The organism is Paraburkholderia translucens, from assembly GCF_020881035.1.
Lineage (GTDB): Bacteria > Pseudomonadota > Gammaproteobacteria > Burkholderiales > Burkholderiaceae > Paraburkholderia > Paraburkholderia translucens.
Genome location: NZ_JAJITC010000016.1, coordinates 16301 through 28748, shown reverse-complemented (window position 1 = coordinate 28748; position 12448 = coordinate 16301). Strand labels below are relative to the sequence as shown.

Below are 12448 nucleotides of genomic sequence, written 5' to 3'. Positions count from 1 at the left end.
CTGCGAGGGACGTTCACGCGCGCTGCCACTATCCGGTAATTAGCAACGCGCATGCCCCGCGGGCCGCCCGGTATTGCGCCGGACGAGCCATTGTTCCCGCCGCTTAACGCGAGATCGGCTTATAGCGCAGACGTTTCGGCCGCGCGCCTTCCTCGCCGAGGCGGGCGCGCTTGTCTGCTTCGTATTCCTGGTAGTTGCCGTCGAAAAAGGTGACCTGCGAGTCGCCCTCGAACGCGAGGATGTGCGTCGCGATGCGGTCGAGAAACCAGCGATCGTGGGAGATCACGAGCACCGAGCCCGCGAATTCGAGCAGCGCGTCTTCGAGCGCACGCAGCGTTTCGACGTCGAGGTCGTTCGACGGCTCGTCGAGCAGCAGCACGTTACCGCCCGCGATCAGCGTCTTCGCCAGATGCAGACGACCGCGCTCGCCGCCTGACAGATTGCCGACGATCTTCTGCTGGTCACCGCCCTTGAAGTTGAAGCGGCCGATATACGCGCGCGACGGCGTTTCGTACTTGCCGACCGTCAGCACGTCCGCGCCGCCCGAGATTTCCTCGAACACGGTCTTGGTGCCATCGAGCGCTTCGCGGCTCTGGTCCACGTAGGCGAGCTTGACGGTCGGGCCCTTCACGATTTCGCCCGAATCGGGCTGCTCGCGGCCGGTCAGCATGCGAAACAGCGTGGACTTGCCGGCGCCGTTCGGACCGATGATGCCGACGATCGCGCCCGCCGGAATCTTGAAGCTGACGTTATCGAGCAACAGCCGGTCGCCGTACGACTTGCTGACGTTCCTGAACTCGATCACTTCATTGCCGAGGCGGTCGCCGACCGGAATGAAGATTTCCTGCGTTTCGTTGCGCTTCTGGTAGTCCTGGCTGTTCAGTTCCTCGAAGCGGGCGATACGCGCCTTCGACTTCGCCTGGCGGCCCTTCGGGTTCTGGCGCACCCACTCGAGCTCCTTCCTGATTGCTTTCTGGCGCGCGGATTCCGACGCTTCTTCCTGCTTCAGCCGCTCTTCCTTCTGGTCGAGCCAGCTGCTGTAGTTGCCCTTCCATGGAATGCCGTGGCCGCGGTCGAGTTCGAGAATCCACTCGGCGGCGTTATCGAGGAAGTAGCGATCGTGCGTGACGGCGACCACCGTGCCCGGGAAGCGCGTGAGGAACTGCTCGAGCCATTCGACCGATTCCGCGTCGAGGTGGTTGGTCGGCTCGTCGAGCAGCAGCATGTCGGGCTTTTGCAGCAGCAGCTTGCACAGCGCCACGCGGCGCTTTTCGCCGCCCGACAGATGCTCGATCTTCGCGTCCCACGCCGGCAGACGCAGCGCGTCGGCGGCGATTTCGATCTGCTGCTCGGCGCTGCCGTCGGTGGTCGCGAGGATTGCTTCGTACTTCGCCTGCTCGGCGGCGAGCGCGTCGAAGTCGGCGTCCGGCTCGGCGTAGGCGGCGTAGATTTCGTCGAGCTTCTTCTGCGCGTTGAAGACGTCGCCGAGGCCTTCCTCGACCGCTTCACGCACGGTCTTCTGCGGATCGAGCTGGGGCTCCTGCGGCAGATAGCCGATGTTCAGGTTCGGCATCGGCGTGGCTTCGCCTTCGATCTCCGTGTCCACACCGGCCATGATGCGAATCAGCGTCGACTTGCCCGAGCCGTTCAGGCCGAGCAGGCCGATCTTCGCGCCGGGGAAGAACGACAGCGAGATGTCTTTGAGGATCTGGCGCTTGGGCGGCACGATCTTGCCGACCCGGTTCATGGTGAAAACGTATTGGGCCATTTGCTTGTAGTAGACGTTGACGACGCCGGCCGCGTGGGGGCGGGCGGGCAGCCGAGGGTGGATGGGTAATCGGTGCGAGCGCCGGGCGGAACACCCGGCGCCGGCCGGCGCTGCGTCGGACTCGGACGACGCTGCCGCGCGCGGCGCGTGGTTCAGCTCGCATTGTACTTCGCGGCGCGGGCCGGGCGGCAGGGGAGTTGCGGCGGCGGTCCGCCGTCACGGCGTTCCGGGAGATGTCAGTTGGCGCGACGCCCCGTCGCCGGATCGAAGAAGTGCAGATGCTGCGCGGGCAGCGCGACCTGCAGCACCTCGCCCGCCGCCGGACGATGCGCATGCGGCAGACGCGCGGTCACGTCGTGCTTGCCCCAGCGGCCGTGCGCGAGATTGTCCGCGCCGAGAATTTCGCAGGATTCGACGGTCAGCGTCGCGCTCGGTGCGTTGGCCGTGCCCGGGCTCAGATGCTCGGGGCGGATGCCGAGCGTCCATTCGCGGCCCGTCGCGACTTCGCGGCCGATCGACGGCACGCCCGCGAGCGGCAGCTTCGGGCCGTTGCCGGCGACGTCGAACGTCGAGCCGTCGTCCGACACGCGACCGTCGAGCAGGTTCATCCCCGGCGAGCCGATAAAGCTCGCGACGAATACCGTGGCCGGCCGCTCGTAGACCTCGGTCGGCGCGCCGATCTGCTCGGCATGGCCCTTGTTCATGACGATCACGCGTTGCGCCAGCGTCATCGCTTCGATCTGATCGTGCGTCACGTACAGGCTCGTCGTCTTCAGGCGCGCATGCAGACGCTGGATTTCGAGGCGCATCTGCACGCGCAGACGGGCGTCGAGATTCGATAGCGGCTCGTCGAACAGAAACACGGCCGGCTCGCGCACGATCGCGCGGCCCATCGCGACACGCTGCCGCTGGCCGCCTGACAGCTCGCGCGGCTTGCGCTGCAGCAGCGCGCCGAGTTCGAGAATCTGCGCGGCGGCTTCCACGCGCTTCGCGATCTGCGCTCGGTCGACGCCCGCGATCTTCAATGCGTAGCCCATGTTCTCGGCCACGCTCATATGCGGATACAGCGCGTAGTTCTGGAACACCATCGCTATGTTGCGATCCTTCGGCTCCAGCTCGTTGACGACCTTCCCCGCGATCGAAATGCTGCCATCGGCGATGCGTTCGAGCCCGGCGACCATCCGCAGCAACGTCGATTTGCCACAGCCGGACGGGCCGACCATCACGACGAATTCGCCGTCGGCGACGTCGACGTCGATGCCGTGCAACACGAACTGTTTGCCGTCGTAAGTTTTCTTGACACCTTGCAGGGTCAGTGCAGCCATACTGTTTTTGCCTTTGCTTTTGAGTGCTTGTCGCAGTTCGCCATACCCGATCATTTTTCCGAATCGACGAGGCCGCGCACGAACCAGCGCTGCATCGCCAGCACGACCACCAGCGGCGGCAGCATCGCGAGCAGCGTGGCCGTCATCACCAGATGCCATTCGGTCGCGGTGTCGCCCGAGGCGATCATCCCCCTGATGCCGATTACCGCGGTGGTGAGCGACTGCTGGCTCGTGATCAGGATCGGCCACAGATACTGGTTCCAGCCGTAGATGAACGTGATCACGAAGAGCGCCGCCATGGTGGTGCGCGACAGCGGCAGCACGACGTCCCAGAAGAAGCGCAGCGCGCCCGCACCGTCGATGCGCGCGGCTTCCATCAGTTCGTCCGGCAGCGTCTTGAAGAACTGGCGGAACAGGAACGTCGCGGTCGCCGACGCGATCAGCGGCAGCGTCAAGCCGGTGTACGTATTGCTCAGATGCATCGACGACACCACCTGCACGGTCGGGAAAATGCGCACTTCGACCGGCAGCATCAGCGTGACGAAAATCAGCCAGAACGCGAACGTGCGAAACGGAAAGCGGAAGTAGACGATCGCATAGGCGGAGATCATCGACACGGCGATCTTGCCGATCGCGATCACGAGCGCCATCACGAGGCTGTTGAACAGCATGCGATTGAACGGCGCCGCCGCGTTGCCGGTGCCGTGCGTCCAGATCGTGGCGATGTTCTCGAACAGATGCGTGCCCGGCACGAGCGACAGCGGCACCGTGAACACTTCGTGCTCGCTCATCGTCGCCGCACAGAATGCGACGTACACCGGGAACACCACCAGCGCGACGCCGACGATCAGCACCGCGTGACAGAAGAGGTCGAAACCGCGTCGGTTCTCGATCATGCGTATTGAACCCTGCGTTCGATGAAGCGGAATTGCACGACGGTCAGCGCCACGACGATGATCATCAGCACGACCGACTGCGCGCCCGAACTGCCGATGTCGAGCCCCTGGAAGCCTTCGGCGAAGATCTTGTAGATCAGCGTGCGGGTGGCCTGGCCGGGGCCGCCGCCGGTCGCGGCGTCGATCACCGGGAAGGTGTCGAAGAACGCGTAGGTGATGTTGATCACCAGCAGGAAAAACGTGGTCGGCGAGAGCAGCGGCAAGGCGATGCCGAAGAAGCGGCGCACCGGACCGGCACCGTCGATCGCCGCCGCTTCGATCAGCGAGCGCGGAATCGCCTGCAGGCCCGCGTAGAAGAACAGGAAGTTGTAGCTGATCTGCTGCCAGACCGACGCGAGCACGACGAGGAACATCGCCTGACCCGGATTCAGCGCGTGATTCCAGACGATGCCGTATTTCGCGAGCGCATACGTGACGAGCCCGATGCTCGGGTTGAACAGGAACGACCACAGCACGGCGGCGATCGCGGGCGCGACCGCGTACGGCCAGATCAGCAGCGTTTGATAGGCCTTCTTGCCGCGCGTCACGCGATCCGCGCAGACCGCGAGGAGCAGCGAGATCACGAGGCCCGAGACGGTGACGAGCGCGCAGAACACGAGCGTCGTGTTGAACGACGCCAGATATAGCGGGTCGGCGAAGAGCTGTTTGAAGTTCGCCAGTCCGACGAACTGGCTCGACGTGCCGAACGCGTCCTGGCTTTGCGTCGACTGCCAGAGCGCCTCTCCGGCCGGCCACAGGAAGAACAGCAGCGTGATCAGCAACTGCGGCGCGACGAGCAGGTAGGGCAGCGTGCTGGTGCCGAAGTAGGAGCGCTTTTCCATCGGGATTCTCGGGGTGTGTTGCGACGACATCGGGTTCCAGCGCAAGAGCGCCGGAACTCCGCCAGCAGACGATGCTTAGTTAGCGGCCTTTTCGAAACGGCGCAGCAGATCGTCGCCGCGCGCGACGGACGAGTCGAGCGCCTGTTGCGGCGTCTTCTTGTCGGCCCAGACCTGCTCGAGCTCCTCGTCGATCACGGTGCGGATCTGCGGCATGTTGCCCAGACGCAGGCCCTTCGTGTACGGCAGGGGCGGCTTGTTCATCATCTGACGGATCGCGGTGTCGCTGCCCGGGTTCTTCTCGTAGAAGCCTTGCTGGCGCGTCAGGTCATACGCGGCGGTCGTGATCGGCAGATAGCCGGTGTCCTGATGCCACTTCGCGGCGACCGGCGGCGTAGCCAGATAGGCGAGGAACTTCGCGACGCCCTTGTAGACGGCCGGGTCCTTGCCCGACAACACCCACAGGCTCGCCCCCCCGATGATCGCGTTTTGCGGCGCACCCTTCACGCTGTCGTCGTACGGCATCATGCCGGTGCCGAAGTTGAACTTCGCGTATTTCTTGATCGTCGCAAGCGAGCCCGACGAGTTCGTGATGATGCCGCAGTCGCCGCTATAGAACTTCGAGATTGGTTCGTCCTTGCGGCCGACATAGGTGAACGTGCCGTCCTTCTGCATGTTTTGCAGGAACTGGATGTGCGCGACCTGCAGCGGCTTGTTGAATTCGAGCTGCGCGTCCATGCCGTCGAAGCCGTTGTTATGCGACGCGAACGGCGCGGCATGCCACGCGCTGTAGTTCTCGAGCTGAATCCAGCTTTGCCAGCCCGACGAGTAGCCGCACGACATGCCCGAGGCCTTCAGCTTCTGCGCGTCGGCGTGCAGTTCGGCCCAGGTCTTCGGCGGCTGATTCGGATCGAGGCCAGCCTTCTTGAACGCATCCCTGTTGTAGTACAGCACCGGCGTCGAGCTGTTGAACGGCATCGAGATCAGTTCACCGGTTTTCGAGTCGCTGTAATAGCTCGCGATGGTCGGCACGAAGGCCTTCTGATCGAGCGGCACGCCCGCGTCCTTGAAGACCTGCGTGACCGGGACGATGGCTTTCTTCGCCTGCATCATCGTCGCGGTGCCGACTTCATAGACCTGAAGGATGGCCGGCGCGTTGCCGCTGCGATACGCGGCGATGCCGGCGGCGAGGGTTTGGTCGTAGGTGCCCTTGAAGACCGGCACGATCGTGTAGTCGCTTTGCGATTTGTTGAAGTCGTTCGCGATGTCGTTCAGACGTTCACCCAGTGCGGCTTCCATTGCATGCCAGAACTGAATTTCGGTCGCGGCGTGAGCCGCCTGGCTGACGCCGATGCTCAATGCGGCGGCGACGGACAGTGAACGGAACAGCGGCTTGTAATTCATCGATTTGTCTCCGGTTCGGAAGGGTGCGGACGCGAATCGCGCGATTCTAGTTGTGTTCGATGACATTCCGGCGTCGGTGGCCGGGCGGCGCGCACCATGGGTGGCGGCGCGCCGGAAGCCGCAATTTAGCATCGCCTGTCAGGGAAAGGAAAGAAACGGGAGGGATCAGGGAAGATCGTGCGCGATACACATCAACGCTCGTTGTTTCGATGCGTTGCGTCAGGCATGGCGCGCAAATGAACAGGCCCGCAACGCCTGAGCGTTTGCGGGCCTTCTTGCGCAGCGCAGGTTGCGGTGCTTAGCGCTTAGACGTTGAACAGGAAGTTCATCACGTCGCCATCGTGCACGACGTATTCCTTGCCTTCCGCACGCATCTTGCCGGCTTCCTTCGCACCTTGCTCGCCCTTGTAGGTGATGTAGTCGTCGAAGCTGATCGTCTGCGCGCGGATGAAGCCGCGCTCGAAGTCGGTGTGGATCGCGCCGGCTGCCTTCGGCGCGGTGTCGCCGATGTGGATCGTCCACGCGCGCACTTCCTTCACGCCGGCCGTGAAGTAGGTCTGCAGGCCGAGCAGCTTGAAGCCCGCGCGGATCACGCGGTTCAGGCCCGGCTCGTGCATGCCCATGTCTTCGAGGAATACTTCCATGTCGGCTTCGTCGAGATCGGCAATTTCCGCTTCGACCGCCGCGCACACGGCCACGACCGGCGCGCCTTCCGCGGCCGCGAACTTCGTAACGGCATCGAGGTGCGGGTTGTTCTCGAAGCCGTCTTCCTTCACGTTGGCGACGTACATGGTCGGCTTCGCGGTGATCAGGCAGAACGGCTTGAGCGTGGCTTTCTCTTCGTCGGTCAGTTCGAGCGCGCGGACCGGCTTCGCCTGGTCGAGTTGCGCGCGGACCTTCTCCAGCACCGCCACATTCTTCACGGCCTCCTTGTCGTTGCCCGACTTGGCCGCCTTGGTATAGCGCGCGAGCGCTTTCTCGACGGTGCCGAGGTCGGCGAGCGCGAGTTCAGTATTGATTACTTCGATGTCCGACAGCGGATCGATCCTGTTCGCGACGTGAATCACGTTGTCGTCCTCGAAGCAGCGCACGACGTGCGTGATCGCGTCGGTTTCGCGGATGTTCGCGAGAAACTGGTTGCCGAGGCCTTCGCCCTTGCTCGCGCCGGCGACCAGACCCGCGATGTCGACGAACTCGACGACGGCCGGCAGGATGCGCTCCGGCTTGACGATTTCGGCAAGCGCCTTCAGTCGAGGGTCCGGCACTTCGACGATGCCGACGTTCGGCTCGATCGTGCAGAACGGGTAGTTCTCGGCGGCGATGCCCGCCTTGGTCAGTGCGTTGAACAGGGTGGACTTGCCGACGTTAGGCAGGCCGACGATGCCGCATTGGAGGCTCATGGAAATCCTTCAGTGAATCAGTAGGTTGCGTGATGCAGCTCGACGCTGCGCGCGGATTCGGAAAACCGTCGCGTGGGGCGTGGTGTAGCAGGCTCAGCGGAGCGGACAAGTCACCGGATCGGGGCGTTGGCTCGGCGATTGAGTGCGAGTTGTCACGGAAAGCGCAATTGTAACCCGTTCGCCCGGGCGGACTGGCCGGCGCACTTGGGTAAAGCCGCTGTAGAATCGTCCATTCAGAGCCGACAGAGCTCAATATCCGGGGGGAACAGCGTGCGAGTCATCAGATGGGTCGGAATCGGCGTCGTCGTTGCGATCGTGGCGGGCGTGGTCGCGACATGGGTTGCGCCGAATTTCGACGAAGCACAGGCCACCACGGACCGTCAGACGATCGATTGCCTGACGAGCCACCTCACGCAAGAAGACCTGGCCAACATCGCCCGGTTTGCGGACAAGAACGACGATGACTCGTTGTGGCGCGTCTATGACCGGGTGTTCCCCGACTGCGCGGTGCGCGGCGACCAGCGTGATCGCAAGGCGCAGCTCGAGGCGGCGGCGTGGCGCATCCTCTCGTCCGATCCCAATTTCATGCGCATGCGCGAGGCGAACGCGGCGCTAGCGGCGCGCGCCGCGGGGCATTAGCACGGCGCGCGGGGCCTCATCCGCCAGGCCCAAATGCCGCGCCGGTCGATCCGTCCCCAGCACCCCCCGCGGCTATAATGCGCGCATGAACGCACACCACCAGACCTTTGATGCCGCAGTGATCGGCGGCGGGCTCGTCGGCAAGACGGCGGCGCTCGCGCTCACGCAAGGCGGACTGCGCGTCGCGCTGCTCGCGCAGCGTTGTGCGGCGCTGCCTGCCGGTGCCGTCTTCGACTCGCGGGTCTATGCGTTGTCGTCGAGCTCGCAGGCCTTGCTCGAACGGCTGCGGGTCTGGCAAGCGCTCGATCACTCACGGCTCGGCCCTGTCTACGACATGCGCGTCTACGGCGATGCGCACGCCGAGCTGCATTTTTCCGCGTTTCAGGCGTCGGTACCGCAGCTGGCGTGGATCGTCGAGTCGTCGGTGATCGAGCGCGCGCTCGATGCCGCGCTGGGCTTCCAGTCGAACCTCACGTGGATCGATACGCGCGCCCAGGCGCTCGATTTTTCCGCCGACAGCGCAAGCGTCGGCCTCGCGAACGGCAGCGTGCTCGAAGCGGACCTGGTGATCGGTGCGGACGGCGCGCATTCGTGGGTACGTGCGCAGATCGGCTCGAAGATGGTGCGGCGCGATTACAGGCAGACCGGTGTGGTGGCCAATTTCAAGGCGGCGAAGCCGCACGGCGAAACCGCTTATCAGTGGTTCCGCGACGGCGAGATCATCGCATTGCTGCCGATGCCGGACGGCCATGTGTCGCTGGTCTGGTCGGCGCGCACCGAGCACGCCGAGCAGTTGCTTGCGCTCGACCCCGAGCGGCTCGCCGCCGAAGTCGAACGCGTGAGCGGCGGCCAGTTCGGCGCGCTCGAGTGCGTCACGCCCGCGCAGGGCTTCCCGCTCGCGCTACAGACCGTGGACCGGCTCGTTGCGTCGCGTGTCGCGCTGGTCGGCGATGCCGCGCATCTGATTCACCCGCTTGCGGGGCAGGGCATGAACCTCGGCTTGCGCGACGTCGCCGCGCTCGCGAGCACGATCGGCGGCAAGGAGTCGTTTCGCGATGTCGGCGACATGGTGCTGCTGCGTCGCTACGAACGCGCACGCCGCGAAGACATTCGCGCGCTGATGATCGCGACCGACGGCCTGCAGAAACTCTTCTCGGTGCCCGGTCCGCTTGCGCGCGCCGTGCGCAATACCGGCATGGCCTTTGTCGGCGCGCAGCCGTTCATCAAGCGCTGGCTCGTGTCGGCCGCGCTGGGATGAGCGACGACGAGGCGCCGCGCGGATAGCCGATGGCGGGTCACCGGCGTGCTGGACAGGTATCATGAGCGGAGCGACGCGCTGCGATCCGACCCCTATCGGACTCCGATCGACTTCGATCAACCCAATAGGTGGCCGAAACGCGCGGCCGGAGCGTGAAACAATGCGCACGATGCGCGACTGAACCCAGGACTCCAGCATGAAAAAGACTTTCCGCATCGCCGCCGCCGCGCTCGCGATCGCCGCCGCTACGCTCGGCTGCTCGGCGCAAGCCGACCAGGCCACCGACAAGCTCAAAGCCACGCTGCAAACGCGCCTTTCGGACGTAACGATCAAGAGCGTGTCGAAGACGCCAATCGCGGGCCTGTACGAAGTGAATCTCGGCACGCAGATCATCTACAGCGATGCCAACGGCGACTACCTGATGCTCGGCGACCTGGTCGACGCGAAGACACGCAAGAATCTGACCGACGCACGCCTGTCGGAAACCAACCGCATCGATTTTGCGAGCCTGCCGTTCGGCAACGCGGTGAAGGTTGTGCGCGGCGACGGCTCGCGCAAGATCGCGGTGTTCTCCGACCCGAACTGTCCGTACTGCAAGCAGCTCGAAAAAACGCTGCTGTCGATCGACAACGTGACGGTCTACACGTTCCTGTATCCGGTGCTGTCGCCGGATTCGACCGCGAAGTCGAAGTCGATCTGGTGCTCGGCCGATCGCGCGAAGGCGTGGGAATCGTGGATGCAGGACCATCAGGCGCCGAGCGCAGCCGCCACCTGCGACACCGCCGCGATCGACAAGAATCTCGCGCTGGGCCGTTCGATGAACGTCGAGGGCACGCCCACGGTATTCCTCGCCGACGGCCGCCGCCTGCCCGGCGCGGTGCCGGCCGACCGGCTCGACAAGGAGCTGTCGGCAGTGCACTGAACGGCGCGCTGCGCCCGGCGCGATGCACACCGCCGGGCGCGCAACCGATGTGACACCCGAAGGAAAGGAGGCGCATGCAGCGCCTCCTTTCGCATCGAGCCTCGAACTTCTCCGCCTCATTCTCCTGACACTCCCACGCGCCGCCGATGAAGCCGATCCGCTACACCATCGTTCCGAGTAACCCCGCCGCCCACCTGTTCGAAGTCACCGTGACCGTCGCCGATCCCGATCCGGCCGGCCAGCGTTTCATGCTGCCGGTGTGGATTCCGGGCAGCTACATGGTGCGCGAATTCGCGCGTAACATCGTCACGCTGCGCGCGGTCAACGCGGCGGGCCGCAAGGTCCGCGTCGAGAAGGTCGACAAGCACACCTGGCAGGCCGCGCCGGTCAAGGGAGCGCTGACGCTGCGCTACCAGGTCTACGCATGGGACCTGTCGGTGCGCGCCGCGCATCTTGACGACACGATCGGCTTTTTCAACGGCACGAGCGTGTTCCTGTCGCCGCTCGGTCACGAAGACGCGCAGTGCGTGGTCGATATCCAGAAGCCGCAGGGCGCCGCGTATCGCGGCTGGCGCGTCGCGACCGCACTGCCGGAGGCGCGCGGCACGAGGCGCTACGGCTTCGGCGAGTACCGCGCGCAGAACTACGACGAGCTGATCGACCATCCGGTGACGCTCGGCGAATTCGCGCTCGCGACGTTCGAGGCGCACGGCGTGCCGCACGACGTCGTGATCAGCGGTCGCGTGATCGGGCTCGACATGGAGCGGCTGTGCAAGGACTTGAAGCGCATCTGCGAGGCGCAGATCGCGCTGTTCGAGCCGACCTCGAAGAAGGCGCCGTTCGAGCGCTACGTGTTCATGACGCAGGCTGTCACCGACGGCTACGGTGGCCTCGAGCATCGGGCATCGACCGCGCTGATCTGCAATCGCACCGATCTCCCGGTGCAGGGCCGCGAGGCGATGAGCGAGGGTTACCGGACCTATCTCGGTCTGTGCAGTCACGAGTATTTCCACACGTGGAACGTGAAGCGCATCAAGCCGGCTGCATTCGCGCCGTATGACCTGAGCGTCGAAAACTATACGTCGCTGCTGTGGCTGTTCGAGGGCTTCACGTCGTATTACGACGACCTGATCCTCGTGCGCAGCGGCGTGATATCGCAGGACGACTATTTCGGCCTGCTCGGCAAGGTGATCGGCGGCGTGCAGCGTGGCAGCGGGCGTCTGAAGCAGAGCGTCGCCGAAAGCTCCTTCGACGCGTGGGTCAAGTACTACCGGCAAGACGAGAATGCGCCCAACGCGATCGTCAGCTATTACACGAAGGGCTCGCTGATCGCGCTCGCCTTCGATCTGACGATCCGCGCGCAGACCGGCAGCCGTAAGTCGCTCGACGACGTGATGCGTCTGCTGTGGAAGCGTTTCGGCCGTGACTTTTATCGCGGCAAGCCGAGCGGCGTCGACGAAAGCGAGATCGAGGCGATTTTCGCCGAAGCCAGCGGCGCGCAACTGGCCGAACTGTTCGCCGAGGACGTGCGCGGCACGCGCGATCTGCCGCTCGACGCGCTGCTTGCGCCGTTCGGCGTGGCACTCGCGCCGGACCTCGACAAAAACGGCAAGCCGTCGCTCGGCGTGCGGCTGCGCGGCGGCGCGGACTGCACGCTCGCGACGGTGCACGAGGGCAGCGCCGCGCAGAAGGCGGGCCTGTCCGCCGGCGACGTGCTGATTGCGCTCGACGGCCTGCGCGTGACCGGCGGGAATATCGATGCTTTGCTGTCGCGCTATCAGCCGGGCGCGAAACTCGACGTGCACGCGTTCCGCCGCGACGAGCTGCGCGTCGCGCAAGTCACGCTCGACGGCCCCGAAGTGACGCGCTACAAGCTCGCCGTGAGCGATAACCGGTCCGCCGCGCGCAAGGCCCGCGAGCGCTGGCTGGCGAATTGATTGGAACGGTGGTGGGCCGCA

At 64.9% G+C, this 12448-nt stretch carries 10 protein-coding genes; 4 read left to right on the top strand and 6 right to left on the bottom strand.

Annotation, left to right across the window (positions count from 1 at the left end; genetic code table 11):
• Positions 1-103 precede the first annotated feature (103 nt).
• The 6 genes from ettA to ychF form a co-directional block, all read right to left on the bottom strand.
• Positions 104-1768, bottom strand: coding sequence for an energy-dependent translational throttle protein EttA (gene ettA, locus LJ655_RS24530; protein ID WP_230563809.1), 1665 nt, complete (start codon positions 1766-1768; stop codon positions 104-106).
• A gap of 236 nt (positions 1769-2004) precedes the next feature.
• The gene (locus tag LJ655_RS24525; protein WP_230563808.1) at positions 2005-3093 is read right to left on the bottom strand and encodes a sn-glycerol-3-phosphate import ATP-binding protein UgpC; all 1089 of its coding nucleotides are present in this window, start codon (positions 3091-3093) and stop codon (positions 2005-2007) included.
• Positions 3094-3143: 50 nt separating this feature from the next.
• Positions 3144-3989 (bottom strand): sn-glycerol-3-phosphate ABC transporter permease UgpE, encoded by an 846-nt coding sequence (gene ugpE, locus LJ655_RS24520; protein WP_230563807.1) that lies wholly within the window; start codon positions 3987-3989, stop codon positions 3144-3146.
• Positions 3986-4870 carry a sn-glycerol-3-phosphate ABC transporter permease UgpA gene (gene ugpA / locus LJ655_RS24515; protein WP_230563806.1) on the bottom strand — a complete coding sequence of 295 codons (885 nt, stop codon included), beginning with the start codon at positions 4868-4870 and terminating at the stop codon, positions 3986-3988. Before ugpA ends, ugpE begins: the two co-directional genes overlap by 4 nt.
• A gap of 75 nt (positions 4871-4945) precedes the next feature.
• The gene (gene ugpB, locus LJ655_RS24510) at positions 4946-6271 is read right to left on the bottom strand and encodes a sn-glycerol-3-phosphate ABC transporter substrate-binding protein UgpB (protein ID WP_230563805.1); all 1326 of its coding nucleotides are present in this window, start codon (positions 6269-6271) and stop codon (positions 4946-4948) included.
• 305 nt (positions 6272-6576) lie between these two features.
• The gene (gene ychF, locus LJ655_RS24505; RefSeq protein ID WP_230563804.1) at positions 6577-7671 is read right to left on the bottom strand and encodes a redox-regulated ATPase YchF; all 1095 of its coding nucleotides are present in this window, start codon (positions 7669-7671) and stop codon (positions 6577-6579) included.
• Positions 7672-7941: 270 nt separating this feature from the next.
• Between ychF and LJ655_RS24500 the strand changes: the two genes are divergently transcribed.
• The 4 genes from LJ655_RS24500 (at position 7942) to LJ655_RS24485 (ending at position 12427) form a co-directional block, all read left to right on the top strand.
• A complete protein-coding gene (locus LJ655_RS24500; RefSeq protein ID WP_230563803.1) occupies positions 7942-8310 on the top strand; it encodes a hypothetical protein in 369 nt (122 codons plus the stop codon).
• Between the two features lie 85 nt (positions 8311-8395).
• Positions 8396-9568 (top strand): UbiH/UbiF family hydroxylase, encoded by a 1173-nt coding sequence (locus LJ655_RS24495; RefSeq protein ID WP_230563802.1) that lies wholly within the window; start codon positions 8396-8398, stop codon positions 9566-9568.
• A gap of 196 nt (positions 9569-9764) precedes the next feature.
• A complete protein-coding gene (locus tag LJ655_RS24490; RefSeq protein WP_230563801.1) occupies positions 9765-10490 on the top strand; it encodes a DsbC family protein in 726 nt (241 codons plus the stop codon).
• Positions 10491-10636: 146 nt separating this feature from the next.
• Positions 10637-12427 (top strand): M61 family metallopeptidase, encoded by a 1791-nt coding sequence (locus LJ655_RS24485; RefSeq protein ID WP_230563800.1) that lies wholly within the window; start codon positions 10637-10639, stop codon positions 12425-12427.
• Positions 12428-12448: the final 21 nt, after the last annotated feature.

Excerpts from the sequence above, each read along its gene's own strand:
- ettA (WP_230563809.1), bottom strand. The coding sequence starts at position 1,768 with ATGGCCCAATACGTTTTCACCATGAACCGGGTCGGCAAGATCGTGCCG.
- LJ655_RS24525 (WP_230563808.1), bottom strand. The coding sequence starts at position 3,093 with ATGGCTGCACTGACCCTGCAAGGTGTCAAGAAAACTTACGACGGCAAA.
- ugpE (WP_230563807.1), bottom strand. The coding sequence starts at position 3,989 with ATGATCGAGAACCGACGCGGTTTCGACCTCTTCTGTCACGCGGTGCTG.
- ugpA (WP_230563806.1), bottom strand. The coding sequence starts at position 4,870 with ATGGAAAAGCGCTCCTACTTCGGCACCAGCACGCTGCCCTACCTGCTC.
- ugpB (WP_230563805.1), bottom strand. The coding sequence starts at position 6,271 with ATGAATTACAAGCCGCTGTTCCGTTCACTGTCCGTCGCCGCCGCATTG.
- ychF (WP_230563804.1), bottom strand. The coding sequence starts at position 7,671 with ATGAGCCTCCAATGCGGCATCGTCGGCCTGCCTAACGTCGGCAAGTCC.
- LJ655_RS24495 (WP_230563802.1), top strand. The coding sequence starts at position 8,396 with ATGAACGCACACCACCAGACCTTTGATGCCGCAGTGATCGGCGGCGGG.
- LJ655_RS24490 (WP_230563801.1), top strand. The coding sequence starts at position 9,765 with ATGAAAAAGACTTTCCGCATCGCCGCCGCCGCGCTCGCGATCGCCGCC.
- LJ655_RS24485 (WP_230563800.1), top strand. The coding sequence starts at position 10,637 with ATGAAGCCGATCCGCTACACCATCGTTCCGAGTAACCCCGCCGCCCAC.